24 protein-coding genes are annotated in these 26337 nt (G+C 63.7%); 13 read left to right on the forward strand and 11 right to left on the reverse strand.

Annotated elements, in window-relative coordinates:
- Positions 1-22: 22 nt before the first annotated feature.
- The 3 genes from INS93_RS10500 to INS93_RS10510 all read left to right on the forward strand — a co-directional run bounded on the left by INS93_RS10500 (position 23) and on the right by INS93_RS10510 (position 2660).
- On the forward strand, positions 23-1042 hold the full coding sequence (locus tag INS93_RS10500; protein WP_226945459.1) for an AraC family transcriptional regulator: 1020 nt from the start codon (positions 23-25) through the stop codon (positions 1040-1042).
- Between the two features lie 237 nt (positions 1043-1279).
- Positions 1280-2158: a DNA-3-methyladenine glycosylase family protein gene (locus INS93_RS10505; protein WP_192981621.1), complete on the forward strand. Its 879-nt coding sequence runs from the start codon at positions 1280-1282 to the stop codon at positions 2156-2158.
- Positions 2159-2162: 4 nt separating this feature from the next.
- On the forward strand, positions 2163-2660 hold the full coding sequence (locus INS93_RS10510) for a methylated-DNA--[protein]-cysteine S-methyltransferase (RefSeq protein WP_192981623.1): 498 nt from the start codon (positions 2163-2165) through the stop codon (positions 2658-2660).
- Between the two features lie 22 nt (positions 2661-2682).
- Here the strand turns inward: INS93_RS10510 and INS93_RS10515 are convergent, their stop codons facing one another.
- The 5 genes from INS93_RS10515 to aroC all read right to left on the reverse strand — a co-directional run bounded on the left by INS93_RS10515 (position 2683) and on the right by aroC (position 6302).
- A complete protein-coding gene (locus INS93_RS10515; RefSeq protein WP_192981625.1) occupies positions 2683-3240 on the reverse strand; it encodes a histidine phosphatase family protein in 558 nt (185 codons plus the stop codon).
- Positions 3237-3428, reverse strand: a complete 192-nt coding sequence (locus tag INS93_RS10520; protein WP_037002762.1) for a PLDc N-terminal domain-containing protein — start codon at positions 3426-3428, stop codon at positions 3237-3239. Before INS93_RS10520 ends, INS93_RS10515 begins: the two co-directional genes overlap by 4 nt.
- A gap of 61 nt (positions 3429-3489) precedes the next feature.
- Complete coding sequence (locus tag INS93_RS10525) at positions 3490-4029, reverse strand: acireductone dioxygenase (RefSeq protein WP_192981628.1); 540 nt, start codon at positions 4027-4029, stop codon at positions 3490-3492.
- Positions 4030-4045: 16 nt separating this feature from the next.
- A complete protein-coding gene (locus tag INS93_RS10530; protein ID WP_192981631.1) occupies positions 4046-5197 on the reverse strand; it encodes an MFS transporter in 1152 nt (383 codons plus the stop codon).
- A gap of 13 nt (positions 5198-5210) precedes the next feature.
- Positions 5211-6302 carry a chorismate synthase gene (aroC, locus tag INS93_RS10535; protein ID WP_192981648.1) on the reverse strand — a complete coding sequence of 364 codons (1092 nt, stop codon included), beginning with the start codon at positions 6300-6302 and terminating at the stop codon, positions 5211-5213.
- A 298-nt stretch (positions 6303-6600) separates the two neighbouring features.
- On the opposite strand from aroC, the gene INS93_RS10540 reads away from it, so the two are divergent.
- Both INS93_RS10540 and INS93_RS10545 read left to right on the forward strand, forming a co-directional pair.
- Positions 6601-7563: an alpha/beta hydrolase gene (locus tag INS93_RS10540; RefSeq protein ID WP_192981650.1), complete on the forward strand. Its 963-nt coding sequence runs from the start codon at positions 6601-6603 to the stop codon at positions 7561-7563.
- 36 nt (positions 7564-7599) lie between these two features.
- Positions 7600-8400, forward strand: a complete 801-nt coding sequence (locus INS93_RS10545; protein ID WP_192981653.1) for a hypothetical protein — start codon at positions 7600-7602, stop codon at positions 8398-8400.
- 207 nt (positions 8401-8607) lie between these two features.
- On the opposite strand, the gene prmB is transcribed toward INS93_RS10545, so the two are convergent.
- Together prmB and INS93_RS24805 are read right to left on the reverse strand one after the other, a co-directional pair.
- Entirely contained in the window at positions 8608-9528 is a 921-nt protein-coding gene (gene prmB, locus INS93_RS10550) for a 50S ribosomal protein L3 N(5)-glutamine methyltransferase (RefSeq protein ID WP_192981656.1), read from the reverse strand.
- 78 nt (positions 9529-9606) lie between these two features.
- A complete protein-coding gene (locus INS93_RS24805; protein WP_256667044.1) occupies positions 9607-9735 on the reverse strand; it encodes a hypothetical protein in 129 nt (42 codons plus the stop codon).
- Positions 9736-9890: 155 nt separating this feature from the next.
- Between INS93_RS24805 and INS93_RS10555 the strand changes: the two genes are divergently transcribed.
- From INS93_RS10555 to INS93_RS10575, 5 genes are all read left to right on the forward strand, one after another.
- A complete protein-coding gene (locus tag INS93_RS10555) occupies positions 9891-10487 on the forward strand; it encodes a cysteine hydrolase family protein (RefSeq protein ID WP_017679227.1) in 597 nt (198 codons plus the stop codon).
- An 82-nt stretch (positions 10488-10569) separates the two neighbouring features.
- Positions 10570-10890: a hypothetical protein gene (locus tag INS93_RS10560; protein ID WP_192981659.1), complete on the forward strand. Its 321-nt coding sequence runs from the start codon at positions 10570-10572 to the stop codon at positions 10888-10890.
- A 170-nt stretch (positions 10891-11060) separates the two neighbouring features.
- On the forward strand, positions 11061-11618 hold the full coding sequence (locus tag INS93_RS10565; RefSeq protein ID WP_160017681.1) for a Smr/MutS family protein: 558 nt from the start codon (positions 11061-11063) through the stop codon (positions 11616-11618).
- Positions 11619-11706: 88 nt separating this feature from the next.
- Positions 11707-12252, forward strand: a complete 546-nt coding sequence (gene folE / locus INS93_RS10570; protein ID WP_075748315.1) for a GTP cyclohydrolase I FolE — start codon at positions 11707-11709, stop codon at positions 12250-12252.
- 65 nt (positions 12253-12317) lie between these two features.
- Positions 12318-12686 carry a glutaredoxin family protein gene (locus INS93_RS10575; RefSeq protein ID WP_192981662.1) on the forward strand — a complete coding sequence of 123 codons (369 nt, stop codon included), beginning with the start codon at positions 12318-12320 and terminating at the stop codon, positions 12684-12686.
- Positions 12687-12924: 238 nt separating this feature from the next.
- Here the strand turns inward: INS93_RS10575 and ligA are convergent, their stop codons facing one another.
- From ligA to INS93_RS10595, 4 genes are all read right to left on the reverse strand, one after another.
- Positions 12925-15285 (reverse strand): NAD-dependent DNA ligase LigA, encoded by a 2361-nt coding sequence (gene ligA, locus INS93_RS10580; RefSeq protein ID WP_192981665.1) that lies wholly within the window; start codon positions 15283-15285, stop codon positions 12925-12927.
- Between the two features lie 59 nt (positions 15286-15344).
- Positions 15345-16166 carry a cell division protein ZipA gene (gene zipA, locus INS93_RS10585; protein ID WP_192981668.1) on the reverse strand — a complete coding sequence of 274 codons (822 nt, stop codon included), beginning with the start codon at positions 16164-16166 and terminating at the stop codon, positions 15345-15347.
- Positions 16167-16379: 213 nt separating this feature from the next.
- Entirely contained in the window at positions 16380-19868 is a 3489-nt protein-coding gene (gene smc / locus INS93_RS10590; protein ID WP_192981670.1) for a chromosome segregation protein SMC, read from the reverse strand.
- 6 nt (positions 19869-19874) lie between these two features.
- Entirely contained in the window at positions 19875-20534 is a 660-nt protein-coding gene (locus INS93_RS10595) for a GntR family transcriptional regulator (protein ID WP_192981673.1), read from the reverse strand.
- A gap of 232 nt (positions 20535-20766) precedes the next feature.
- Between INS93_RS10595 and INS93_RS10600 the strand changes: the two genes are divergently transcribed.
- The 3 genes from INS93_RS10600 to xdhB all read left to right on the forward strand — a co-directional run bounded on the left by INS93_RS10600 (position 20767) and on the right by xdhB (position 26295).
- Positions 20767-21900 carry an alkane 1-monooxygenase gene (locus INS93_RS10600; protein ID WP_192981676.1) on the forward strand — a complete coding sequence of 378 codons (1134 nt, stop codon included), beginning with the start codon at positions 20767-20769 and terminating at the stop codon, positions 21898-21900.
- A 496-nt stretch (positions 21901-22396) separates the two neighbouring features.
- Positions 22397-23836 (forward strand): xanthine dehydrogenase small subunit, encoded by a 1440-nt coding sequence (gene xdhA, locus INS93_RS10605; RefSeq protein ID WP_192981679.1) that lies wholly within the window; start codon positions 22397-22399, stop codon positions 23834-23836.
- Between the two features lie 62 nt (positions 23837-23898).
- Positions 23899-26295 (forward strand): xanthine dehydrogenase molybdopterin binding subunit, encoded by a 2397-nt coding sequence (xdhB, locus tag INS93_RS10610; RefSeq protein ID WP_192981681.1) that lies wholly within the window; start codon positions 23899-23901, stop codon positions 26293-26295.
- The last annotated feature ends 42 nt before the right edge of the window (positions 26296-26337 follow it).

Here is a 26337-nt window from a genome sequence, read left to right on the forward strand (position 1 = left end):
TATTGTGATTTTCGGACAATCCATGTCAGCCCCCTGGCCCACACGACGCAGCATCATCAGCCTCCAGTTGCTCACTCAACTGGGGCTCGACCTTGGTCTGAGCCTGGACAAATGCCTGCACGAGACGGGGCTCAGTCCGGTGCAACTGGCCAGCTTGAACGGGGAGATCGACGCGCAGCGCGAACTGCAGTTGATCGCCAACCTGATCGAGGCGCTGCCCGACGTTGGCGACCTTGGTTTACAGGCCGGGCGGCGCTACCACCTGACCACTTACGGTGCCTGGGGTTACGCCATTCTCAGCAGCGCCACGGTACGCCAGGCCGCCGAGCTGGGGCTGCGCTATCACGGCCTGACCTATGCCTTCACCCGCATCAGCCTGAGCGTGGATGACGCCGTCGCCAGCCTGTATTTCGATGACAGTGCCCTGCCCCCGACGCTGCATGACTTCATCGTGCAGCGCGACATGCTCGGTGCCTTGGTGGTCGTGCGCGAGCTGCTCGGCAGCACACTGCGATTGCTGAATGTGGAACTGCGCCAGGCGGCGCCGGCTGACGTTTCGCCATTCATCACTGCCTTTGGCCAGATGCCGCACTTTGGCGCCGCGCACAATCGCCTGGGCTTTGACGCCGCCCTGCTGGACAACCCACTGCCACGGGCCAATCCGCAACTGGTCAGTGCTTGCGAGCAGCAATGCCAGACGTTGCTGGCGCGCCACCAATGGCATCAGGGCCTGGCCGGGCGGGTGCGTCAGTTACTGTTGCAGTCGCCGGGGCAGATCGCCGACATGGAACAGGTCGCAGAGCGCCTGCACCTGAGCAGCCGCACCCTGCGCCGGCGCCTGATCGAAGAAGATACGAGCTTCCGTGCCCTGCAGGACGAAGTGCGCCAGGCGCTGGCCGAAGAGCTGCTGGATGCGGGCGGCCTGAGCCTGGAGGAAATCGCCGAGCGCCTGGGTTACGGCGAGCTGTCGAACTTCATCCACGCGTTCAAGCGCTGGAAAGGCGTAACGCCCGGGCGTTATCAACGGGAAGCGTTGGTGTAGGGCGTACCGGGACACCGGCCGCTCGGAAGCAGTACGCCATCACGGTAGGCACTATGTGTGGACTGTTCGCTGGCGCTACGAGTGGTCGGCATTCCGATCCACCCTACGAGCTGGCGCTACGAGCGGTCGGCGTTACGATCCATCGGAGTCGCGTCCAGGCAGCCTTCGCGGGCGTGCCTAGGTTTGAAAGTCATCTTCACGGCGACAAGGCGTAAACGCCGCGCTAGGGTGCCAGCCATGAACATCATCACACTGCTTCTGCCCTACCAACCGCCCTGGGACTGGCAACAGTTCCATAGCCATTTCGCCCTGCGCGCGATTCCCGGGCTGGAGTCACTGAGCGCGGACAGCTACAGCCGCGGCTTCAGTATCGACGGCACACCCGGCTGGTTCAGGGTTGCACCGCTGCCAGGGCAGAACGCGCTGGAACTGCGCTGCCGCCTGGCCTCGCCCGCGCATCTGGATCAACTCGAACAGCGCGTGCGGCGCATGTTCGATCTCGACAGCGAGCCCGAGGCGATTGCGCTGCATCTGAGCGCTGACGAACTGCTCGCGCCGCTGCTGCGACGCAATCCCGGCCTGCGCCTGCCGGTGGCGTTCGATCCGTTCGAGCAGGCGGTGCGCGCCATCGTCGGCCAGCAGGTCACGGTCAAGGCGGCGGTCACCATAGTCGGACGCCTGGTGCAACGTGTCGGTACGTCGATCGAGACGCCGGAAACCCAGGGCATCAGCCATCTGTTCCCCTCACCACAGGCGCTTGCCGAGGCGGACCTGACTGGCATCGGCATGCCCGGCAAGCGCGTGCAGTGCCTGCAGCAGTTCGCCGCGCGCATTGCCGATAGCAGCCTGAAACTGCACCTGGCCGACGGCAGTACAGCACTGATCGAGCAGCTATGCGCCCTGCCAGGCATCGGCCCGTGGACAGCGGAGTACATCGCCCTGCGTGCGTTCGGTGAGGCCGACGCCTTTCCCGCCAGCGACCTGGGTTTGCTCAAGGCGCCGGTATGGGGAACGGAGGGTATCGATGCGCGCCGCCTGAAAGCACGCGCGGAAGCCTGGCGCCCGTGGCGCGCTTATGCAGCCGCGTACCTCTGGCATAACTATTCGGGAGGCTGAAATCATGCATTACCGCTACCACGACAGCCCCGTCGGTCCGCTACTGATCGCAGCCGACGACAGCGGCCTGCAACTATTGCTGATGGAGCTGGACAGCCGGCCCTGGCGCATCGAAGACCATTGGCAGCCCGCTGGCCGAGAGCTGGACGCCGTGTGCAGCCAGCTCGATGAATACTTCGCCGGCAAGCGCCGTCAGTTCGAATTGCGCCTTGCGCCCAGGGGCACGGCATTCCAGCAGTCGGTCTGGCAGGCGCTGTTGGACATTCCCTACGGCCGCACCTGCAGCTATTCGGAGCTGGCCCATGTGATCGGCAGGCCGCAGGCAGTACGCGCGGTGGGGACGGCCAATGGCGCCAACCCCATCTCCATCATCGTGCCCTGCCACCGGGTGATCGGCCGGGACGGCAGCCTGACCGGTTATGCCGGTGGCCTGCCGCGCAAGCAGCAGTTACTGGAACTCGAGGGTGTCTTGCAGCCGGCTCAGGCGCAACTGGCTTTGTAACCAGACTCTTTACAAAAAGTGCCTAAGGCGCGGGTATGCGCGCCAGAGGCTCTGCACGCGGGCGCAGTGGCAACGCCAGGATCAGCCCTTCGCCCGAAGCCGGAAAGATACCGGTCAGCGCAGTGATATTGACCTGATGGGAAACCAGCACCAACGGCGCGCCAGCTGGCAACTGGTTGATCGAGCGAATCAGCTCGGCGGTCTGCTCGGCGCCATCCCCGGGCTTGCCGAAGAACGAATCCAGCGCAGCGAAGGGTTGTACCGGACCGCGCTGCATGTTGCTGGCCGTGTCCAGAGCGCGGCACCAGCGACTGCTGAGAAGCCGAGGCTGTTCGATCCCCTGGCGCCCGAGCAGTTCGCCCCAACGCCGGGCCTCGGCACGCCCCTGAGCGTTGAGGTTGCGCTGGGTTTCGCACTGCCCCAGGCGAAAGTTCGCCGGGTCGCCCGTACCCGGCGCGGTGGCGTGACGCATGAGTATCAGCGCACGGCCTTCGCGCAGTGCCTGCCAGGCGTTGGCATCATCTGCTGCCACACTGAAAAGTGGCAGCAGCGCCAAGGCCAGCAACCACAGGCGAGTCATATTCTGACGTTGCCGCGCGGCCCCATCAGCGCCCAGATGATCAGACCGATCACCGGCAACAGCACGATCAGCAGAATCCATAGAATCTTGATTCCAGTTTCCGCGTTGCTCTTGACCACGTTGATGATGGCCCAGATATCCAGGGCCAGGATGACCAGGCCGATCAGCCCATTGAAGGTGGAACCCATGACGACACTCCTGTCTGAAAGGTTGCCTGCATAGGATAGTCGTTGATTGGCTGGGGTTCCCTCAGTCCCCCAGGCGCGGAAAGCGGCTGGCGATATCGTCACCGGTGCGTTCTGGTGTGTCTTCACTCGGGCTCAGGCGCAGCGCCAGCACGTGCGGTTCTTCACCCAGATCGAACCAGTGACGAGTGCCGGCCGGCAGCGTCAGCAGGTCGCCACGCTCCCCCTGCAGCACATACACATAGCCATCCAGATGCACGCTGAGCTGGGCGAAACCACCCAGGAACAACCAGGTACTGGCGCTAGACTGCACTTGCTCGTCCAGATACCGAGCGCGCAGCTCCAGTTTCTGCGGATGATTGCGTTGCAGGTTGAACAGCTCCTGCTGCACATGCCCTTCCTTGCCCATGAATGCCTGCAGCCACAGGCCATAGGCAGCGTCGAACTCGGCCTGCTCGCAACCAGGGCGCAACGCAGCCGGCAATTCCAGCTGGCGATAGTCGATGCCCACCGCAGACAGGGTGCTGGCGATATCGTCGGCGTGGTTGAGAACCTTGTTCGGCAGTTCCGGGGAGGTGTGCAGGTGGACGGCGAGGCTGCTCATGAAGGGTTCACTCGATTCAGGGCCGCTCGGGCGGCAGACGGGTGGCAATGATGAAGGCTGCCAGCAAGGCTACCAGACTGGCGATGGCGAAGGTCCAGGCCGGGCCCAGGCCCTTCCAGCTATAGCCGGCATACAGCGCGCCCAACGCACCGCCGATGCCAGCCAGGCTGACATAGAGCGCCTGGGCCTGGCCCTGCTGGCGGTCGGCGAAACTGCGCTGCACGAAGTGGATACAGGCGGCATGGAAGGCGCCGAATGTGGCGGCGTGCATACACTGCGCCAGCAGCAGTACCGGCAGGTACTGGGGCAGACTACCCAGCAGCAGCCAGCGCACGGCAGTGATCAGGAAGCTGGCCAGTAACACGGCGCGCAGCGAGTAGCGCTGCAGCAGCCGCGCCATGACCAGAAACAGCAGGATCTCCGCCACCACCCCCAGCGCCCAGAACAGACCGATGGCGCCACGGCTGTAGCCAACACCCTCCAGGTGCAGAGTGAGGAAGGTGTAGTACGGGCCGTTGCTCAGTTGCATCAACCCGACGCAAACGTAGAACGCAAGGATACCGGGGCGGCGCAATTGACGCACAAAACCCTCCGATTCCAGCGTGCTCGGGCGCAGCACAGGCTGTGCATTGGGCACCCAGAAACTGCTGACAACGATACCGGCCATGATCACCAGCAGCGCCGCCGGATACGCGTCCAGGCTCAGCCACTCGAACAGCAGGCCGAGGCCGACCACAGCGACGATGAAGCCGATGCTGCCCCACAGGCGAATCTGGCTGTAACGCGCCGCCTGCTCGCGCAGATGGGCCAGAGTGATCACCTCGAACTGCGGCAGCACCGCATGCCAGAAGAAGGCGTGAGTGGCCATGATCAGCGCCAGCCAGGCGTAGCTTTGACTGAAGAAGATGCCGGCGAAGCAGACCAGGGTGCACAGCGCGCCGAAACGCACGATCAACAGGCGCTGACCGGTGTGGTCACCCAGCCAACCCCACAGGTTCGGTGCCAGGCAGCGCATCAGCATGGGAATGGCGATCAACTCGCCGATCCGCGCCGGGGAAAAGCCCAGGTGGTCGAAGTACAGCGCCAGGAACGGCGCCGTCCCCCCGAGCAGGGCGAAGTAGAAGAAGTAGAAACCGGACAGCCGCCAGTACGGCAGGGCCGCGCTCATGCCGCCCCCAGGATCACAGTTGTGGCAGCACCGGTGTGGTGACGCGCACGTCGGCGTTCTGCGCGCGGTGACGCAGCAGGTGATCCATCAGCACGATGGCCATCATCGCCTCGGCGATCGGCGTGGCACGGATGCCCACGCAGGGGTCGTGACGGCCCTTGGTGATCACATCCACCGGGTTGCCATCAACGTCGATGGAGCGACCCGGTGTGGTGATGCTGGAGGTCGGTTTGAGCGCCAGGTGGGCGATGATCGGCTGACCACTGGAGATACCGCCGAGGATGCCGCCGGCGTTGTTGGAGAGGAAACCTTCCGGGGTCAGCTCATCGCGGTGCTCGGTGCCACGTTGGGCAACGCAGGCGAAGCCGGCGCCGATCTCCACGCCCTTGACCGCGTTGATGCTCATCAGCGCATGGGCCAGCTCGGCATCGAGGCGGTCGAAAATCGGTTCGCCGAGGCCCGGCATGACGCCTTCGGCGACCACGGTGATCTTCGCGCCGACCGAATCCTGGTCGCGGCGCAGCTGATCCATGTAGGCCTCGAGCTCCGGCACCTTGTCCGGGTCGGGACTGAAGAAGGCGTTCTGTTCGACGCTGCCCCAGGTCTTGAACGGGATTTCGATAGGGCCGAGCTGGCTCATGTAGCCGCGGATGACGATGCCCTGGCTGGCCAGGAACTTCTTGGCGATGGCGCCGGCCGCCACACGCATGGCAGTCTCGCGCGCCGAGCTGCGGCCGCCGCCGCGGTAGTCGCGGATGCCGTACTTGTGGTGGTAGGTGTAGTCGGCGTGGGCCGGGCGGAACAGATCCTTGATCGCCGAATAGTCCTTGGACTTCTGGTCGGTGTTGCGGATCAGCAGGCCGATGGAGCAGCCGGTGGTCTTGCCCTCGAACACGCCCGACAGGATTTCCACCTCGTCGTCTTCCTGGCGCTGTGTGGTGTGGCGGCTGGTGCCCGGCTTGCGGCGATCGAGGTCGCGCTGCAGGTCTTCCAGGGAGATCTCGACACCGGGCGGGCAACCGTCGACGATGGCGACCAGCGCCGGGCCATGGCTTTCGCCAGCGGTGGTGACGGTGAACAGCTTGCCGTAGGTATTGCCGGACATGGGAAGACGCTCCGCGAAATTCAGCTCAGGCCCGGCGCTGCGCAGGCCCGATTCACAAGGTGGGCGAGTATACCTGCCGATAACTTGCAGTTCACCCCGAACGGGCATTTCTAAAAACGTAAGCGAGGCAGTCAGCACAAGGCTGAAAACAGGCGAAAAGCGGAGTTTACGGGCTGTAAATGAGCATTTGAGCCTGTTTTCTAACGCAGTGATGACAACGCAGCTAGTTTTTAGAAGTGCCCGAACCTTGCCCCGCGGCCAGCGTCCAACACCAACCTGCCACTACCCTGCCCTCATCATGCTACGAGCCCTGCTCTTGTCCCTCACCCTGATCACCAGCCTGGCCCAGGCCAACACCACCCAGCAATCACCCATCAGCCTCGACACCGACCAGGGCACCCTGTACGGCAGTCTGCTGGTGCCGCAAAGCGAAAAGCCGGTGCCGGTGGCGCTGCTGATCGCCGGCTCCGGCCCCACCGACCGCGACGGCAACAACCCTCAGGGCGGGCATAACGATGCGCTGAAGAAGCTAGCCCAGGTGCTGGCACGCTACGGCATCGCCAGCCTGCGCTACGACAAGCGCGGCGTGGCCGCCAGCCGCACCGCCACGCCGGACGAAAGGGACCTCAGCGTCGAGCGCTATGTGGCCGATGCCGAAGGTTGGGCCGGGTTGCTCAGGGATGACCCGCGCTTCGACCGACTGATTCTCATCGGTCACAGCGAAGGCGCGCTGATCGCCAGCCTGGCCGCGCCCGGTAGCCAGGCCGATGCCCTGGTGTCCATTGCCGGCCCCGCCTACCCCATCGGCCAGGTGCTGGACATGCAACTGGCCATGCGCCTGCCGCCGCCGCTCCTGGCCGAGAGCAGGCACATCCTCGCCAACCTGATCCGCGGCAAGCTGCAGCCCGAGGTGCCCGAGGAGTTGCAAGCGATCTATCGCCCCAGCGTGCAGCCCTACCTGATCAGCCTGCTGCGCCAGGACCCGGCGGAAAACTTCGCCGCACTGCAAATTCCCGCACTGATCGTGCAAGGCACTCACGACGCCCAGGTCAGCCCGGACAACGCCGAAGTGCTCAAGCAGGCCAAACCCGATGCCGAACTGGCGATGATAGCCGGCATGAATCATGTCCTGCGCATCACCCCGGCGCCCTGGAACGAACAGCTGGCGTCCTACGACGATCCACAGCTACCCTTGGCCCGTGCGCTGGGTGAGAAGATCCTGTCCTTTATTCACTCCAGTGCTGAGGAAAATGGCCGATAACGCATCGAAGGCCACCGAACAGTACACAGGACGCCCATGAGCGAAAACCCAGCCCCGCAGGCACAAGCGCCAGATGCCGAAGCGGCGACAAGCGAAACGCCTGCCGCGCCGCATCCCTGGGCGGACCTTCCAGCCGAGCAATTCAGCCTGCTGCGTCTGGCGCCGCTACCCGTCGACCGGGAAACAGGTCCGCGACCACTGCGCTTCGTTCAGCTTGGCCGGGTGGAGCGTCACGCCAAAGACACGAGCCTGCTGCGCCTGACCATCCAGGTGCCCGGCCAGCGCCTGCATCGCCACAACAACCTGCTGGAAGTCTGGGCCGACCATCAGCGCAAGGAGGTTCGCTTCGGCCCCGACAAGGGCCTGAGCGTAGAGCCGGCCAATCGTGGCCTGGGGCGCTTTCTCATGGCCCAGGGCATTGCCTGGGCACGCAAGCAGTACGCGCACTATCAGGTCGAGGGCGCCGCCCTGCCGACCAAGGACAACTTCAATGACGCCGCCCGCGCCCGCCGTGACCACGCGCTGAAGGCGCAGGGTTTCACCATCGAGTACAGCGACCCGTTGCAACTCAAGCCTTTCTACAGCGCACCGCGAGTCAGCTCGCTGCACGGTGACTGGCATGCCGAGAAGGTGCAGATCATCGAGTTGCTGGACGCCGCGGCGATGTTGCAGCAGGCCGACCAGACGCTGCAGGAGCAGGACGTCAAACTGCGCAAGCTGGAAGATCGGCTCGAGCGACTCAAGCGCGAAGACAGCGGCCTGCGCTTCACCATCACCTGCCTGGTGGCGTTCAGCCTGTTTCAGGCCGGCCTACTGATCTGGATCGCCACGCGCTGAGAGCCTATTTACGATCATCTGCGCGTCGGCGCTACTGCGTTGAAAACAAGCTCGAAATGCTCATGTACAAAAGTACAGTCGAACGCGACTCCGACCGTTTCTCGCTTGTTTTTGCGGGGCCGCCATCGGTGTTGTATCGCTCTAGCTCGAAAGATCGTAAACAGCCTCTCCTGGCGGCTCACACGACCTAACGTAGCGCACCGCGTATCAGCCTTCGATGCGCGAACGAAACAGTGCCTGATGCTCGCGGCACTGCTTGGCCGCCAGCAGGAACACGCCGTGTCCGCCGCGCTGGAAGTCCAGCCAGGTGAAGTCCACTTCCGGGTATAACGCCTCGACATGCACCTGGCTGTTGCCCACCTCGACGATCAGCACGCCACGCTCGGTGAGGTGATCGGCCGCTTCGGCCAGCATGCGTCGCACCAGATCCAGGCCATCATTGCCGCAGGCCAGGCCCATCGCCGGCTCGTGCTGGTACTCCGCGGGCATGTCGGCAAAATCCTCGGCGTCGACATAGGGCGGGTTGGAGACGATCAGGTCGAAACGCTGCCCCGGCAACCCAGCGAAACCATCGCCCTGCACACAGTAGACACGCTCTTCCAGGCCGTGGCGCTCGATGTTGAGGTTGGCTACCTCCAGCGCGTCGAACGACAGATCGCCCAGCACCACTTCCGCTTCAGGGAATTCGTAGGCGCAGGCGATGCCGATGCAGCCGGAGCCGGTGCACAGATCGAGAATGCGCGCCGGCTCGGTCGGCAGCCAGGGGGCGAAATGACGGTCGATCAGCTCGGCGATCGGCGAGCGCGGCACCAGCACGCGCTCATCGACGACGAAGGGCAAACCGCAGAACCAGGCTTCGCCGAGCAGGTACGCGGTGGGTACACGCTCTTCGATACGGCGCTTGAGCAGCGTCTGCAGGTGGGCGTGCTCGTCGTCTTCCAGGCGGCAATCGAGGTAGGTGTCGGAAATTTCCCAAGGCAGGTGCAGTGCACCGAGCACCAGTTGGCGCGCTTCATCCCAGGCGTTGTCGGTGCCATGGCCGAAGAACAGTTGCTCGGCCTGAAAACGACTGACGGCCCAGCGGATGTAATCACGCAGGGTGCGTAAACGGGTAGTGAGAGCGGTCACGGGCGGCCTCCGGGTGAAAAGTGCGGAAGTTTAGCCCAGTGCGGGTGGCGAGCGCATGAATTGCGGGTTATCGAGTGTTCATAGCCGCTCGTGCTTCTTGCGCAAGGCATCGTCATCAGGACGGCGCAGCTCGCGCAGAACCGCGATGGCCACGGCGATGGAGAATAAAAGCCAGAAATGCGGGGAAAACTGCGACAAAAGTGACATGGCAACTCCTTTTGCGTACGACCCTGAGTCCTTCAGGGCAGTTCCAATTCTGCTCCGGCAAAATGCACCGGGCAAGCCTTGGCGCAGATAGAGGTTCACAGAGCGCTCTGGCAAGCGGACAATGGCACATTATCACCATCAGCCAGGAGCCCGAGATGTCCCATCCGCAAACCATGTTCCAGCTCACCGGTCGTGGCCACGCGCCGGCCAGCCTGAACAATGCGACCCTGCTGATCATCGATGCCCAGGAAGAATACCGCAGCGGCGTACTGGCGCTGCCGGGCCTGGACCCCGCGCTGGCAGAGATCGCCAGTCTGCTGGCAGCAGCGCGCAGTGCCGGTGCTGACATCGTTCACGTCAAACACCTTGGCATTCCCGGCGGCCTGCTCGACCCCAGCGGCCCGCGCGGTCGTCACCTTCCGGAAGCGGCCCCACTGGCGGGCGAGATCGTCGTGGAGAAACGCCTGCCCAACGCTTTTGCCGGCACCGAGTTGCATGATCGTCTGCAGGCGCTGGGCCATCTCGACCTGATCGTCTGCGGTTTCATGACCCATTCCAGCGTCAGCACCACCGTGCGCGCAGCCAAGGACTACGGGTATCGCTGTACCCTGGTCGATGCTGCCTGCGCTACCCGCGACCTGCCCGCACCGGATGGCAGCGTGATAGCCGCCGCCGAGGTACATCGCATCGAGATGATCGCGCTGGGCGACAACTTCGCCACCCTGGTGCCGCACGCCAAATCGCTGGTGTGAAGCCTGTTGCAGTTATCGCCAACGCTGCGGAACCCGGACGCGACCAGCCGGTCATACCGGCGATAAGCCAAAGGAAATCGGAATGAAGCTGTCCGACGATTTCGATGCACGCCGCTTGCGCCCACGCCAGCAGAGAAACTGGCGCCTGCGTATCGGAGCCGGCCTGGGCGCCCTGCTCGCCACTTTCGGCATTCTCTTGTCGATGGCGGGCGTCGCTTCACTGGCAGGTCGCGCGCCAGTGCTGGGTACGCTGAACGACTCCACCGGCGAGGCCATCGTTCTGCTGCTGCTCGGCCTGTTCCTGTTGTGGGCCGGCGTCGCCTTCTGGCGTCGCTGCCGCAGACGCCTGCGCCGCCCCAGCGACCTGAGCCTGTCGCCATCACTGATGAAAAAGCGCGACTGAATCGCCCAAAAACACAGCGCCCACAACTGTAGGAGCTGGCGTGCCAGCGATGCTCTTCGCCAATCGAATTATTGATGATCACCCGCAAGCGGGCTCCTACAAATTCGTCTTTCTACGCTTACAGCGCCTGGCATTTGGGTAAAATGCCCGCCTGTTTCGCGGAGCCACCGATGCAAGACGACGACTTTTCCCTGTTCCAGGCCGAGCTGCGCGGCGTCAAGCCGATCAAGCACGACCGCGCCGACACCGGCAAACCCAAAGCTGACAGTAAACGGTTCAGCTCCCTGCGCCAGGCTGCAACCATCAGCCAGGGCGAGACCAAGGTGGACGGGTTGTCTGACCAGTTCGTCATCGACGTCGGCGCCGAAGACCCGCTGTACTGGGCCGGCAACGGCGTGCAGGACGGTCAGATGCGCAAGCTCAAGCTGGGCCAGATCCCCTTCGACGGCAGCCTCGACCTGCACGGCATGAGTGTCGAGAAGGCCCGCGACACACTGTGGGAGTTTCTCGCCGAAGCCACCAAGCTGGAGATTCGCTGCGTGCGCGTCACCCACGGCAAGGCAGTGCGCATGGACGGGCGCAAGCCGATGATCAAGAGCCATGTAAACACCTGGCTGCGCCAGCACCCGCAGGTGCTGGGTTTCAGCTCCTGCCTGGCCAAACACGGCGGCACCGGCGCGGTGTACATCATCCTCAAGCGCACCATGATGGATGGTCGCGACGAGTAATGAGATAACCGCATTAGCGCCTGGCACTCTTGTCAGGCCCTTGTCGGCGCCCTACCCTGCGCCCATTCGATACCCAACAGGATTTTCCATGTCCCTGGAACAACAGTACACCGCGATCCTCGGCCAGCTTGGCGAGGACGTTACCCGCGAAGGCCTGCTGGACACGCCCAAGCGCGCCGCCAAAGCCATGCAGTACCTCTGTCGTGGCTACCAGCAGACGCTGGAAGAAGTCACCAACGGCGCACTGTTCAGCTCCGACAACAGCGAAATGGTGCTGGTCAAGAACATCGAGCTTTACTCACTGTGCGAGCATCACCTGCTGCCGTTCATCGGCAAGGCTCACGTCGCCTACATTCCCAACGGCAAGGTGCTCGGCCTATCCAAGGTGGCGCGCATCGTCGACATGTACGCGCGGCGTCTGCAGATCCAGGAAAACCTCAGTCGGCAGATCGCCGAAGCGGTCGAGCAGGTCACTGGTGCACTGGGCGTGGCAGTGGTCATCGAAGCGCAGCACATGTGCATGATGATGCGCGGCGTGGAGAAGCAGAATTCCTCCATGGTCACCTCGGTGATGCTCGGCGAGTTCCGCAGCAACCCGGCGACCCGCGGCGAATTTCTCAATCTGGTTCGCTGAGCCAAGCCCCAGACGGCGGTCGCTCACTTCGGTGAACGGCCGTCGGCATTTCAGGAGTTAGAAACATGTTGCTCAAAGCCCTTCGTATCGGCCTGGGCCAGCTCGTCATATTCGTCGACTGGATCAGCCGCCCGCGCAAGCTCAAGCGCAGCCCCGAGGCACAAGCCGAAGTCGAGCGCGCCACCGCCGACCTGGCGCTGTACCAGTTCCACGCCTGCCCATTCTGCGTCAAGGTGCGGCGCAGCCTGCATCGCCTCAACCTGCCGGTGCAGTTGCGCGACGCCAAGAACGATGCCGAACACCGGCAGGCGCTGGAACAGCACGGCGGCCGCATCAAGGTGCCTTGCCTGCGCATCGAGGAAAACGGTCAGAGCACCTGGCTGTACGAATCCAAGGCGATCATCGCCTATCTGGATCAGCGTTTCGCCGGTTGAGCCACGCTTTCGTAGGAGCCGGCTTGCCGGCGATGCTTCTGCGTAAAGGATCGCCGGCAAGCCGGCTCCTACAGGTTCAGAGCTCGACACCTAAACTTCGCCCAGTCCTGTAGCCCGGATGCAATCCGGGAGCCTTGGAGCTACCCTGCACCGGTCATTTCGCGGCTGAAGCCGCTCCTACAGGATCGGCGCATCTTCGCCTCCCTTGCAGGAGCGAGCGCTGCTCGCGAACAGCGCCCTAGGGTTCGATGCCGTAGGCCTTGAGCTGCTCGAGGAACTGCGCTTCGTCCAATACCTTAACCCCGAGCTCACTGGCCTTGGCCAGCTTCGAGCCAGCGCCCGGCCCTGCGACAACGCAATGGGTCTTGGCTGATACCGAGCCGGCCACCTTGGCACCGAGGCTTTCCAGCTTCTCCTTGGCCACGTCGCGACTCATCACCTCCAGGGTACCGGTCAGCACCCAGGTCTGGCCGGCCAGCGGCAGGCCTTCGGCGACCTTTTTCTCGCTGTCCCAGTGCATGCCGAACTCACGCAACTGCTGCTCGATGGCGCGAGCCAGCTGGGCATTTTCAGCGTTGTCGAAGAACTCCCGCACAGCCTTGGCCTGCTTCTCCGGCAGGGTCTGGCGCATGTCCAGCCAATCGCCGCCGAGTACGCCTTCGAGACTGCCGAAACGCTCAGCCAATTTCTGTGCAGCACCGGGGCCGACACTCGGAATATTCAGCTTGTCGAGCATACCGCCGAGGGTGGCAACGGCCGAGAACTCGGCGCTCAGTTCGCCCTCTTCCTGCAACTCGAGGCCGCACTCGCCGAGCAAGGCGCTGATCACCTGCTGGTTGTGCGCGTCCTCGAAGAAGCTGTGGATCTCATGCGCCACTTCCAGGCCGATATCCGGCAGATAGGTCAGCACCTGCGGCAGCGCCTTTCGCACGCGCGCCAGCGAGGCCAGGGAGCGCGCCAGCACCTTGGCGGTTTCCTCGCCCACATCGGGGATACCGAGCGCATAGATAAAGCGCGCCAGCGTAGGCTTGCGGCTATCGGCGATGGCCGCCAGCAGCTTGTTGCTGGAGACCTCGGCGAAGCCTTCCAGGCCGATGATTTGCTCGTACTGCAGCTTGTACAGGTCGGCCGGTGAGGCGATCAGCTTCTCGTCCACCAACTGCTCGATGGTCTTGTCGCCGAGACCTTCGATGTCCATGGCGCGGCGCGAAACGAAGTGAATGATCGCCTGCTTGAGCTGCGCCTGGCAGCTCAGACGACCGACGCAGCGATACACCGAACCTTCGCTGAGCGACTCCTTGCCCTTGCTGCGCTTGACCAGTTGCGTGCGCTCCACCGCCGAGCCGCACACCGGGCATTGCTCGGGAATGTGCACCGGGCGCGCGTTCTCCGGGCGACGCTCGGGCACCACGGCCATCACCTGCGGGATCACGTCACCGGCGCGGCGGATGATCACCGTATCGCCGATCATCACGCCGAGGCGCGCCACTTCATCCATGTTGTGCAGGGTGGCGTTGGCCACCATGACGCCGGCTACCTTGACCGGATTCAGACGCGCCACGGGCGTGACCGCGCCGGTACGGCCGACCTGAAATTCCACGTCGAGCAGCTCGGTGAGTTCTTCCTGCGCCGGAAACTTGTGGGCGATGGCCCAGTGCGGGGTGCGCGCACGAAAACCCAGCTGCTGCTGATCCTCGATATTGTTGACCTTGAACACCACGCCATCGATGTCATAGGCCAGCTTCATGCGCCGCTCGCCGATATCACGGTAGTAGTCCAGGCAAGCTTCCACGCCCTTGGCCAGTTTCAGCTCACGACTGATGGGCACGCCCCAGGCCTTGAGCTGCTGCAGCATGGCCACCTGAGTGCCTGGCAGCTCGCCGCTGACCTGGCCAACGCCATAGCAGCAGAACTCCAGCGGGCGGCTGGCGGTGATCTTCGGGTCGAGCTGACGCAGGCTGCCGGCAGCGGCGTTACGCGGGTTGGCGAAGGTCTTGCCACCGCTCTCGGCCTGGCGCGCATTGAGCTCCTCGAAGCCGGCCTTGGGCATGAACACTTCGCCACGTACTTCCAGCACCTGCGGCCAGCCCTCGCCCTGCAGCTTGAGCGGCACATTGCGGATGGTGCGTACGTTGCTGGTGATGTCCTCGCCGGTACTGCCATCTCCGCGCGTGGCGCCGCGCACCAGTTGGCCGTTTTCGTAACGCAGGCTGACGGCAAGACCATCGAGCTTGGGTTCGCAGCTGTACTCAATCTCGGCACCGCCGCCGAACAGATCGCCGCCCTGCACACCGAGGCCGTTCTGCACGCTGCGGTCGAAGGCGCGCAAGTCGTCTTCTTCAAAGGCATTGCCGAGGCTGAGCATCGGCACTTCATGGCGCACCTCGCCAAAGGCGCTGAGCGCCTCACCGCCGACGCGCTGGGTCGGCGACTCCGGTGTCACCAGCTCTGGATGCTCCGCCTCCAGCGCTTGCAGTTCGCGGAACAGGCGGTCGTACTCGGCGTCCGGCACGCTCGGTTCGTCCAGCACGTAATAACGGTAGTTGTGCGCGTCCAGTTCATTGCGCAGTTCGGAAATACGTTGGGCGGCGTCGGTCATGCTCGGTCTCTCAAACGAAAAGAGCAGCCTCGGCTGCTCTTTTGCAATGCACTGGTGTTTCAGCGTTTCTGGGTCAGTTGCCGGCGCTCGAATTCGACGATGCGCTGGCGGTAGTGTTCGATGGTTTGCGCAGTCATCACGCTGCGCTGGTCGTCCTTCAGCTCACCGCCCAGTTCATGGGCCAGCTTGCGCGCCGCAGCGACCATCACGTCGAAGGCCTGCTTCGGATGACGCGGGCCGGGCAGACTGAGGAAGAAGCTCACCGCACGGGTGCTGAAGCCTTCGATGTCGTCCAGATCGAAAGTGCCTGGCTTGAGCGCATTGGCCATGGAAAACAGCACCTCGCCGTTGCCTGCCATGCTCTCGTGACGGTGGAAGATGTCCATCTCGCCGAAACGCAGACCGCTTTCGAGAATGTTCTGCAGCAGCGCCGGGCCCTTGAAACCAAAGTCGTCACGGGCGACCACGTTGATCACCAGCACCTCTTCCACCGGTGCGGCATCGACAGCCAGCCTGGTGGCTTTCTTGGGTTCGACGGGCTGGTCATCGACCGGGTTGAGCAAGGTCGGTACCGGCTCATCGACGGCCAGATTGAGGTCGCCCTGCTGAGGCTCGTTGCGAGGACGACGCGGCAGGTCCTTGGCAGTCATCGAGGGCAGGTCGTCTTCATCCAGTTGCGGCTCGTGGTCGCGTTGCACCACACGCGGTGTACTGAGCAGATCCGGATCACTGTCGTCGTCCGACATATTGGCGAAGCTGCGGTCAAGTCTGAACTTGAGCTTGCCCTTGCCTCCGCGCATACGGCGCCAGCCGTCGAACAGGATGCCAGCGATAACGATGATGCCAATAACGATCAGCCACTCGCGCAGACCGAATTCCATGAAATACCTGACCCTTAAAAATTCTGGTGAAAAAAAGATCCAATCAAACGGATCACAACTCGACTATAAAACGCGGCGCCAACTTCATGTTCTACCTGACGTTTTCCGCGTGTAACAAAAGTGGGCAATAAGCTAGCACGACGAAAGGCAACTTTACACAGGCAGCCACATAAGCTTTTGCCCGTACTCAGTTAATCTCGCGGCGCACTGCCATCACGCCTCCACCATCGCCAGCGCCTCCTCGACATCCACCGCCACCAGACGCGAGCACCCCGGCTCGTGCATGGTGACCCCCATCAACTGATCGGCCATTTCCATGGCGATCTTGTTGTGGGTGATGTAGATGAACTGCACCGTTGCCGACATCTCCTTGACCAGCCGCGCATAGCGCCCGACGTTGGCATCGTCCAGCGGTGCATCCACTTCGTCCAACATGCAGAACGGCGCCGGATTGAGCTGGAAGATGGAAAACACCAATGCCAGGGCGGTCAGCGCTTTCTCTCCACCGGAGAGCAAATGAATGGTGCTGTTCTTCTTGCCCGGGGGCCGCGCCATGATGGTTACACCGGTATCGAGTAAATCTTCGCCGGTGAGTTCCAAATAAGCGTTGCCGCCACCGAAAACTTTTGGAAAGAGTGCCTGCAAACCGCCATTGATCTGATCGAAGGTATCCTTGAAACGATTGCGCGTTTCCTTGTCGATCTTGCGAATGACGTTTTCCAGGGTTTCCAGCGCCTCGACCAGATCCGCATCCTGCGCATCCAGATAGCGCTTGCGCTCGGACTGCTGCTGATACTCGTCGATGGCCGCCAGGTTGATCGGCCCGAGCCGCGCGATACGTGCGGCCATGCGCTCCAGCTCCTCTTCCCAGGCGCTTTCCGTGGCCTCGGCCGGCAGCGTGGCGATCACCCCGTGCAGGTCGTAATTGTCCTCGGCGAGCTGATCGGCCAACGCCTTGCGCCGCACGTTGAGCGACTGCCAGTCCATGCGCTGTTGCTCCAGCTGGCTGCGCAGCAGTTGCGCCTGCTGCTCGGCCTGGGTGCGGCGCTTCTCGGCATCGCGCAGTTCGCGATCTGCGTCTTCCAGCGCCAGACGCGCCTGACGCAGTTCGTCGTCCACCGCCATGCGCCGCTCGAGCAGCTCTTCGAGCTTGATGCGCAGTTCTTCCAGCGGCGCCTCGCCTTCCTCCAGGTTCAGCGACAGCTGCTCGCGCCGCTCATGCAGGCGCTCGGCTTGCATTTCCAGGCGTTCCAGCGCCTGGCGGGTGGAGTCGTGCTGCGCCTTGAGCGAGCCGACGCGCACCGCCAGTTGATGCGCGTGATCCTTGTGCTGACGCGCATCCTGGCGCACACGATCGAGACGCTCGCGCAGACTGTCGCGGCTGGCCAGCAGGCTTTCGCGCTGCTCGTTATCCAGCGCCATGGCGTCCAGTGCGTCCTGCAATTGCAGGCGCGACTCGCCCAGTTGTTCCTGCTCGATCTCGCGCTGCTCGGCCGCTTCCTGCAGCTCGTCGTGCAGACGGCGACGGCGCAGGCCCAGTTGCTCGGCCTTGGCCTGGCTGGCGGACAGCCGCGCCTTCAGCTCACTCAGCTGGCGCGCCAGCTCCTGACCCTGGCGGCGCTGCTGTTCACGCTGTTCTTCCTGACGGCGCTGCTCTTCGCGCAGCCCCAGCAAGCGTTCATCCAGTTGCGCCAGGGCCGCCTCGCGCTCCTCGCGCTCCAGCTGCAGGCGTTCCAGCTCCTGACCGCGCGCCAGCACGCCGCTATCGGATTCCGCGGCGCGACGCACGCGCAGGAAATGCCGGCCGACCCAGTAGCCGTCGCGGCTGATCAGGCTTTCGCCCTCGGCCAATTGCGAGCGAGCCGCCAGCGCCTGCTCCAGGGATTCCACCGGGCGCACGCCGGCCAACCAGGGTGACAGGTCGTGGCTCGACTCGACCTTGTCCAGCAGGCTACCAGCGCGGCGCGCGCCGCCCCTGGCGGGACTGGCCAGGCGCAGCTCGCCCTGCTCCAGCGCCGAGAAATCCAGCCCGGCGAAATCATCCAACAGGACCGCCTGCAGGTCGGCGCCGAGCACGGTTTCCACCGCCAGTTCCCAGCCGGCTTCCACGCGCAGCCCTTCGGCCAGGCGCGGGCACTGCAGCAGGTTCTGTTCACGTAGCCAATCACCCGCGCCCTGCCCCGGATCGAGCGCTGCCTGTTGCAGCGCTTCCAGCGAAGCCAGACGACCGTTCAGTCGTTGCAGCTCGCCCTGCGCCTGCTGCTGGGCCTGTCCGGCCTGCTGCAGTTCCTCGCGCAGTTGTTGCAGACGCTCGGCCTGCTGCTCTTCAGCCAGGTGCAGGGCTTCCTGCTCCAGCTCACCCGCAGCGAGCTGTTCGTTCAGTTCGAGAATGGCCGCATCTTCGGGGTCAGCGGCCAGTTGCTGCAGTTCTTCGCCCAGTCGGCGCTGACGCTCGGCCAGGCGCTCCAGGCTCTGCTCCAGTTGGGCGATGCGCGACTGCTGCACCTCGGCCTGGCGACGCGGCTGGGCGCTGCGCTGGTTGAAGCCGTCCCACTGCTCCTGCCAGCCGTGCATGGCGGCCTCGGCCTCTTCCAGGCTGGCGGCGGACTCCTCGGCAGCGGCGGCGGTCATCTCCTGCTCGGGCAGGAGCATCTCCAGCTCTTCGCCGAGAGTGGCCAGCAGGGTACGGTCGTGACCAAGGTGGGATTCGGTTTCCAGGCGCGCCTTTTCCGCCTCGCGCAGGTCATCCTGCAACTGGCGCAGGCGCTGCTGGCCGTGCTGGATGCTCTGCTCGACGCGGGCGATATCGCCGCCCACGGAATAGAAGCGGCCCTGCACCAGATTGAACCGCTCGCTCAATTCATGATGGCCGTCGCGCAGGCGCTCGATGCTGGCATCGGCGCTGCGCTGCTCGGCCACCAGGGCCTCGAAGGCCACTTCCTGGTCGCCGATCACCTGCTCGCGGCTGCCGACCTGCTGGTTCAGACTCTGCCAGCGCAGAGCCAGCAATTGCGCCTTGAGCTGGCGCTCCTCGGCCTTGTATTCCTGATATTTCTCCGCCGCCTGGGCCTGGCGATGCAGACGCTCGAGCTGGCGTTCCAGTTCTTCACGCAAGTCGCTCAGGCGCTCCAGGTTTTCCTGGGTACGACGGATGCGGTTTTCGGTCTCGCGGCGGCGCTCCTTGTATTTGGAGATGCCGGCGGCTTCCTCGATGAAGTTGCGCAGTTCCTCGGGCTTGGCCTCGATCAGCTTGCTGATCATGCCCTGCTCGATGATCGAGTAGCTGCGCGGGCCAAGACCGGTGCCGAGGAAGATGTCGGTGATGTCGCGGCGCCGGCATTTGGTGCCGTTGAGGAAATAGGTGTTCTGGCCGTCGCGGGTCACCCGACGGCGAATGGAAATCTCGGCGAAGGCGGCGTATTCGCCTACCAGCGAATTGTCGCTGTTGTCGAAGATCAGCTCGATGGAAGCCTGGGTCACCGGCTTGCGCGTGTTGGAGCCGTTGAAGATGACGTCGGTCATCGACTCGCCACGCAGGTTCTTCGCCGAGCTTTCGCCCATCACCCAGCGCACGGCGTCGATGATGTTGGACTTGCCACAACCATTGGGCCCGACCACCGCCGCCATGTTGCTGGGGAAGCTAACCGTCGTCGGATCGACGAAGGATTTGAAGCCGGCCAGCTTGATGTTCTTCAGGCGCATCGTGGCTTAACGCTCGGCCAGGGTCGCCAGCACCAGCTGGCAGTTGTGCTGACCGTAAGCCTGCAGCACCTCGCGGGCGCGCGCGTTGTCACGAACGATGATCGCCTGCAGCAGACTGGCGAAGGTGCCCATGAACTGGCCCATCTCGCCTTTGCGCCGCTCCAGCGCCAGGTGATAGGTGCGACTGATGGCCGGCAGCAGATTCTCCAGGGTTTCCTGCAGATAGGGATTGTCGGCGAAGGGAAAGGCCGCACGCATCACGTCGAAGCTGCTCTCGACGAAGGCGCCGATATCGCCGCGTTCCAGACTGGCCAGCAGGCGCTGCTGGATATCGACGAAGGGCGCCAGGTCGGTTTCCACCTTCCAGCGCTCGATCACCGCACGCGCCAGCATGATGTAAAGCTCGATGGTCAGCGCGTAAAGGCTGGTGACGTGATGCGGGGTCAGTTCGCTGACCTGGGCACCACGGCGCGGCAGGATCACGATCAGGTGGCGACGCTCGAGAATCAGCAGCGCTTCGCGCACCGAACCGCGACTGACGTTGAGGGCCTGGGTGACTTTCTGCTCCTGGATGCGCTCACGCTCCTTGAGCTCACCGCGAATGATGCGTTCGGCCAGGTAATGGGCAATTTGCTCGGCGAGGCTGTCCGGGGCCTTGAATGTCATGACATTCCTTATTTGCGTCGATCCAGGGGCAGGCGGTCGAGTCTGGGAGCCCCGTCACGGCTGGGCGGGAGCAAAARAATCTGGCGGCGAGTGTAACACAGGGTGTTACCCCGCCAAGCGTCCCCGCAGGGCACTTTCCGTTCTAAAGGTTGGTCGTGGGCGTCTGTCCATGAAAATGGATTGTCCTACAATCCGAGATAAGCCTCTCGACAGTAATGACCTGGAGAATTCGATGTTCGAACGCCTGCCTTCACACTGGATGCTCGCCCTGAAAAAGGTCGGCTACTGGATCTGGCTGATCCCGGTACTGGGCATCCCGCTGAGCTATCACTGGTCACAGGGCAGCGTCCATGCAGACGCCTGGCCCTGGCTGGTGATCAGCGTGGTGTTCGGCGTGATTCCCCTGCTGGACTTCGTCGTCGGCCGCGACCCGGCCAACCCGGATGAGCGCGACGAAGTGCCGACACTGGAAGCTCAGGGCTACTACCGCCTGCTGAGCCTGGCCACGGTGCCGCTGCTGCTGGCGATGCTGGTGTGGAGCGGCTGGATATTCGCCACTTACGAAGGCTGGAGCTGGGTCGGCAAGCTCGGCTGGGTGCTGTCGGTCGGCACGGTGATGGGCGCCATCGGCATCACCGTGTCGCACGAACTGATCCACAAGGACGCACTCCTGGAGCAGAATGGCGGCGGTCTGCTACTGGCAGCGGTGTGCTATGCCGGCTTCAAGGTGGAACATGTGCGCGGCCACCACGTTCACGTCTCCACGCCCGAGGATGCCTCCTCCTCACGCTTCGGCCAGAGCCTGTATGCCTTTTTGCCCCACGCCTACAAGCACAACTTTCTCAACGCCTGGAAGCTGGAGGCCGAGCGTCTCAAGCGGCGCGGCCTGCAGGCACTGCATTGGCGCAACGAGCTGATCGGGTGGTACACCATCAGCGCGCTCATGCTGCTCGGCTTCACCCTCGCCTTCGGCTGGCTGGGTGCCCTGTTCTTCCTCGGCCAGGCGTTCATCGCCTTCACCCTGCTGGAGATCGTCAACTATGTCGAACACTACGGCCTGCACCGGCGCAAGCTGGACAATGGCCGCTATGAGCGCACCAATGCGCATCATTCCTGGAACAGCAATTTCCTGCTGACCAACCTCTTTCTCTTCCACTTGCAGCGCCACTCCGACCACCACGCCAACGCCAAGCGCCGCTACCAGGTGCTGCGCCATTTCGATGACAGCCCGCAGTTGCCCAATGGCTATGCGGGGATGATCGTGCTCGCGGTGCTCCCACCGCTGTGGCGCGCCGTGATGGACCCCAGGGTGCGTGCCTATTACGCCGGCGAAGAGCACCAACTGAGTGAGTCGCAACTGACGTAAACCTCCCGCTCCAGCAACCCCGGCAGTGCAAGCTCCCGGGGTTTTGCTTTTGTAGGGTATCGCGGGCCCACCCAGGCCCTGCGCACCAGTGCTGTGCCATGTTTGCCTGTGGTCATTGGTGCGCGCGGCGCACCCCACGCTCCCCTGGCAGAGCCTTCGCCGGCATGAAAGTTACGTAGGGTGCGCCATGCGCACCAACCAATCGCCGCCGAACATTTGTGCGCACGGCCTCGACGCCCCCGAGACATCCTACGGAAACCCCGCAGCAGAGCCCTCGCTGGCACGAAAACCGCTACGCTCAGTGCATGAATCCCGCCCGCCGCGCTCATAACTGAAACGCATGACAAGCAGCTGACCACGAGGTCAAATATTTGTTGACCCAAAAGTCAGAAAACTCTAGATTGCCCCCATGGCCAATCACGCCCGGGCCTTGCAATGCGTGCACACTACCCGGCGAGCCACCGATTCATAACAATAAAGTGCCTGGAGGTCGTCCTTGATCCAGTTTTTACTCAACCGGGAGCTGCGCACTGAGCATGCCCTGGACCCCAACGTCACCGTGCTCAACTACCTGCGTGAACACGTCGGCAAAACCGGAACCAAGGAAGGCTGCGCCTCCGGCGACTGTGGGGCCTGCACCGTGGTGGTCGGTGAGCTGGACGGCGAGCGCGTGCGCTATCGCACCCTCAACTCCTGCCTGACCTTCGTCTCCAGCCTGCACGGCAAGCAGCTGATCACCGTCGAGGACCTCAAGCACCAGGGCCAACTGCACAGCGTGCAACAGGCAATGGTCGACTGCCACGGTTCGCAGTGCGGCTTCTGCACCCCAGGCTTCATCATGTCGCTGTTCGCCCTGCAGAAGAATTCAAAGGGTTATGACAAGGGCGCAACGATGGAAGCCCTGGCCGGCAACCTGTGCCGCTGCACCGGTTACCGCCCGATCATCGATGCCGCCGAGCAGGCCTGCTGCCAGAAGCAGCCGGATCAGTTCGATGCCTTCGAAAGCAACACCGTGGCCCAGCTCAAGGCCATCGCCCCGCGTGAAACCGCCGAGCTCAACAGTGGCGACAAGCGCTGCCTGGTGCCGCTGACGGTGGCCGACCTGGCCGACCTCTATGCTGCCAACCCCGAGGCACGCCTGCTCGCCGGTGGTACCGACCTGGCCCTGGAGATCACCCAGTTCCACCGTGAACTGCCTGTGATGATCTACGTCGGCCACATCGAAGACATGAAGCGCATCGAAGTGACCGACAGCGCCATCGAAATCGGCGCTGCTGCGGCGCTGTCCGACTGCTACGAAGCGCTGTCGCGCGAATACCCGGACTTCGGCGAGCTGCTGCATCGCTTCGCCTCGCTGCAGATCCGCAATCAGGGCACTCTGGGCGGCAACATCGGCAACGCCTCGCCCATCGGCGACGCTCCGCCGCTGCTGATTGCCCTTGGCGCGCAGATCGCCCTGCGCCAGGGCAACACCCGGCGCATCCTGCCGCTGCAGGACTACTTCCTCGATTACAAGGTGACCGCGCGCCAGGAAGCCGAATTCATCGAGAAGATCATCGTGCCGCGTGCCCAGGCGAATCAGGCGTTCCGCGCCTACAAGGTCTCCAAGCGCCTGGACGACGACATCTCCGCCGTCTGTGCGGCCTTCAACCTGACCATCGAAGATGGCGTGGTCACCGCAGCACGCATCGCCTTCGGCGGCATGGCCGCCATCCCCAAACGCGCCAGCGCCTGCGAAGCGGCCCTGGTCGGCTCGGCCTGGTATCCGGGCGTGATCGAACGCGCCTGCAACGCACTGGCTGAGGACTTCACCCCGCTGTCGGATTTCCGCGCCAGCAAGGAATACCGCCTGCTCACTGCCCAGAACCTGCTGCGCAAGTTCTTCCTGGAGCAGCAGTCGCCCGAGATCGAAACCCGGGTTACCGCCTACGCGTAAGCGTGCAGTGAATTGATACGCCGCCGGCGCACCCGGCGGCATGCGAAGTTTTGGAGGCGAAGATGTCCAGTCATATCGAACACAAATCCCAGGAAGAGCTGGCCGCCCTGTTCCGCGCCGGCATGACCAGCGGCGTCGGCAAGAGCGTCAAGCACGAGAGCGCGGACAAGCACGTGTCCGGCGAAGCGGTCTATGTCGACGACCGCCTGGAGTTCCCCAACCAGTTGCACGTCTACGCGCGCCAGTCGGATCGCGCCCATGCGCGCATCGTGCGTATCGACACCCGCCCCTGCTACGAATTTCCAGGCGTGGCCATCGCCATCACCAAGGATGACGTACCCGGTCAGTTGGACATCGGCCCAGTGGTCGCCGGTGACCCGCTGCTGGCCGACGGCAAGGTCGAGTACGTGGGCCAGGTGGTGCTGGCGGTAGCCGCTGACAGTCTGGAAACCGCGCGCAAGGCGGCCATGGCCGCGATCGTCGAATACGAGGACCTGGAGCCGGTGCTCGACGTCGTCGAGGCCTACCGCAAGAAGCATTTCGTGCTCGCCAGCCACACCCACCGCATCGGCGATTCGGCCAGCAAGTTGGCGAGCGCCCCGCGTCGCCTGCAGGGCACCCTGCATATCGGCGGCCAGGAGCACTTCTACCTGGAAACCCAGATTTCCTCGGTGATGCCCAGCGAAGATGGCGGCATGCTGGTCTACACCTCGACGCAAAACCCCACCGAAGTACAGAAACTGGTCGCCGAAGTGCTCGGCGTACCGATGAACAAGATCGTCATCGACATGCGCCGCATGGGTGGCGGTTTCGGCGGCAAGGAAACCCAGGCTGCTGGCCCGGCTTGCCTATGCGCAGTGATTGCGCACCTCACCGGCCGGCCGACCAAGATGCGCCTGCCGCGCGTCGAAGACATGAGCATGACCGGCAAGCGTCACCCCTTCTACGTCGAGTACGACGTCGGCTTCGATGACGACGGCCTGCTGCACGGCATCGAGATGGACCTGGCCGGCAACTGCGGCTACTCGCCGGACCTCTCCGGCTCCATCGTCGACCGCGCCATGTTCCACTCGGACAACGCCTACTTCCTCGGCAACGCCACCATCAATGGCCATCGCTGCAAGACCAACACTGCCTCGAACACCGCCTACCGCGGTTTCGGCGGTCCGCAGGGCATGGTCGCCATCGAGGAAGTGATGGACGCCGTCGCCCGCAGCCTGGGCAAGGACCCGCTGGAAGTGCGCAAGCTCAACTACTACGGCAAGACAGAGCGCAACGTCACCCACTACCACCAGACCGTCGAGCACAACGTCATTCACGAAATGACCGCCGAGCTGGAGCAGAGCTGCGAGTACGCCAAGCGTCGTGAAGAAATTCGCGCCTTCAACGCCAAGAACCCGGTGCTGAAGAAAGGCCTGGCCATGACCCCGGTGAAATTCGGCATCAGCTTCACTGCCACCTTCCTAAACCAGGCCGGCGCGCTGATCCACATCTACACCGACGGCTCGATCCACCTCAACCACGGCGGCACCGAGATGGGCCAGGGCCTCAACACCAAGGTCGCACAGGTCGTGGCCGAGGTGTTCCAGGTCGATATCGAACGCATCCAGATCACTGCCACCAACACCGACAAGGTGCCCAACACCTCACCCACCGCGGCCTCCAGCGGCGCCGACCTCAACGGCATGGCGGCGAAGAACGCAGCCGAAACCATCAAGCAACGCCTGGTGGACTTCCTGGTGCGCGAGTACAAGGTCACGCCGGAAGACGTCGAGTTCCGCAACGGCCAGGTGCGCGTGCGCGAGCACTTCCTGTCCTTCGAGGAGATGATCCAGAAGGCCTACTTCGGCCAGGTCTCGCTGTCTTCGACCGGCTTCTACCGCACACCGAAGATTTACTACGACCGCGACAAGGCCGCCGGCCGTCCCTTCTACTACTACGCCTACGGCGTGGCCTGCGTAGAAGTGCTGGTCGACACCCTGACCGGTGAATACCGCATGCTGCGCGGCGACATTCTGCATGACGTCGGCGACTCGCTGAACCCGGCCATCGACATCGGCCAGGTCGAGGGCGCCTTCGTCCAGGGCATGGGCTGGCTCACCATGGAAGAACTGGTATGGAACGCCAAGGGCAAGCTGATGACCAACGGTCCGGCCAGCTACAAGATCCCGGCCATCGCCGACATGCCCATCGACCTGCGCGTGAAACTGGTGGAGAACCGCAAGAACCCGGAAGACACCGTGTTCCACTCCAAGGCCGTCGGCGAGCCGCCGTTCATGCTCGGCATCGCCGCCTGGTGCGCCCTGAAGGACGCCGTGGCCAGCCTGGCGGACTACAAGGTACAGCCGCAAATCGACGCCCCGGCCACCCCCGAGCGCGTGCTCTGGGGCGTGGAACAGATGCGCAAGCTGAAGGCTACGGCCAAGGCTGCCAGCGCTGCCCTGGTTGAAACGGCCTGACCTGACGCGGCCATCAGGCTGCCGTGGGAGGGGCTTTAGCCG

The organism is Pseudomonas sp. EggHat1 (genome assembly GCF_014892995.1).
In the GTDB taxonomy this organism is placed as follows: domain Bacteria; phylum Pseudomonadota; class Gammaproteobacteria; order Pseudomonadales; family Pseudomonadaceae; genus Aquipseudomonas; species Aquipseudomonas chaetocerotis.

Excerpts from the sequence above, each read along its gene's own strand:
- INS93_RS10560 (WP_192981659.1), top strand. The coding sequence starts at position 10,570 with ATGAAGCTGTCCGACGATTTCGATGCACGCCGCTTGCGCCCACGCCAG.
- INS93_RS10540 (WP_192981650.1), top strand. The coding sequence starts at position 6,601 with ATGCTACGAGCCCTGCTCTTGTCCCTCACCCTGATCACCAGCCTGGCC.
- INS93_RS10545 (WP_192981653.1), top strand. The coding sequence starts at position 7,600 with ATGAGCGAAAACCCAGCCCCGCAGGCACAAGCGCCAGATGCCGAAGCG.
- INS93_RS10565 (WP_160017681.1), top strand. The coding sequence starts at position 11,061 with ATGCAAGACGACGACTTTTCCCTGTTCCAGGCCGAGCTGCGCGGCGTC.
- INS93_RS10520 (WP_037002762.1), bottom strand. The coding sequence starts at position 3,428 with ATGGGTTCCACCTTCAATGGGCTGATCGGCCTGGTCATCCTGGCCCTG.
- INS93_RS10505 (WP_192981621.1), top strand. The coding sequence starts at position 1,280 with ATGAACATCATCACACTGCTTCTGCCCTACCAACCGCCCTGGGACTGG.
- xdhB (WP_192981681.1), top strand. The coding sequence starts at position 23,899 with ATGTCCAGTCATATCGAACACAAATCCCAGGAAGAGCTGGCCGCCCTG.
- folE (WP_075748315.1), top strand. The coding sequence starts at position 11,707 with ATGTCCCTGGAACAACAGTACACCGCGATCCTCGGCCAGCTTGGCGAG.
- aroC (WP_192981648.1), bottom strand. The coding sequence starts at position 6,302 with ATGTCCGGCAATACCTACGGCAAGCTGTTCACCGTCACCACCGCTGGC.
- smc (WP_192981670.1), bottom strand. The coding sequence starts at position 19,868 with ATGCGCCTGAAGAACATCAAGCTGGCCGGCTTCAAATCCTTCGTCGAT.
- INS93_RS10555 (WP_017679227.1), top strand. The coding sequence starts at position 9,891 with ATGTCCCATCCGCAAACCATGTTCCAGCTCACCGGTCGTGGCCACGCG.
- INS93_RS10600 (WP_192981676.1), top strand. The coding sequence starts at position 20,767 with ATGTTCGAACGCCTGCCTTCACACTGGATGCTCGCCCTGAAAAAGGTC.
- INS93_RS10500 (WP_226945459.1), top strand. The coding sequence starts at position 23 with ATGTCAGCCCCCTGGCCCACACGACGCAGCATCATCAGCCTCCAGTTG.
- INS93_RS10510 (WP_192981623.1), top strand. The coding sequence starts at position 2,163 with ATGCATTACCGCTACCACGACAGCCCCGTCGGTCCGCTACTGATCGCA.
- ligA (WP_192981665.1), bottom strand. The coding sequence starts at position 15,285 with ATGACCGACGCCGCCCAACGTATTTCCGAACTGCGCAATGAACTGGAC.
- INS93_RS10525 (WP_192981628.1), bottom strand. The coding sequence starts at position 4,029 with ATGAGCAGCCTCGCCGTCCACCTGCACACCTCCCCGGAACTGCCGAAC.
- INS93_RS10515 (WP_192981625.1), bottom strand. The coding sequence starts at position 3,240 with ATGACTCGCCTGTGGTTGCTGGCCTTGGCGCTGCTGCCACTTTTCAGT.
- INS93_RS10595 (WP_192981673.1), bottom strand. The coding sequence starts at position 20,534 with ATGACATTCAAGGCCCCGGACAGCCTCGCCGAGCAAATTGCCCATTAC.
- INS93_RS10530 (WP_192981631.1), bottom strand. The coding sequence starts at position 5,197 with ATGAGCGCGGCCCTGCCGTACTGGCGGCTGTCCGGTTTCTACTTCTTC.
- INS93_RS10575 (WP_192981662.1), top strand. The coding sequence starts at position 12,318 with ATGTTGCTCAAAGCCCTTCGTATCGGCCTGGGCCAGCTCGTCATATTC.
- zipA (WP_192981668.1), bottom strand. The coding sequence starts at position 16,166 with ATGGAATTCGGTCTGCGCGAGTGGCTGATCGTTATTGGCATCATCGTT.
- INS93_RS24805 (WP_256667044.1), bottom strand. The coding sequence starts at position 9,735 with ATGTCACTTTTGTCGCAGTTTTCCCCGCATTTCTGGCTTTTATTCTCC.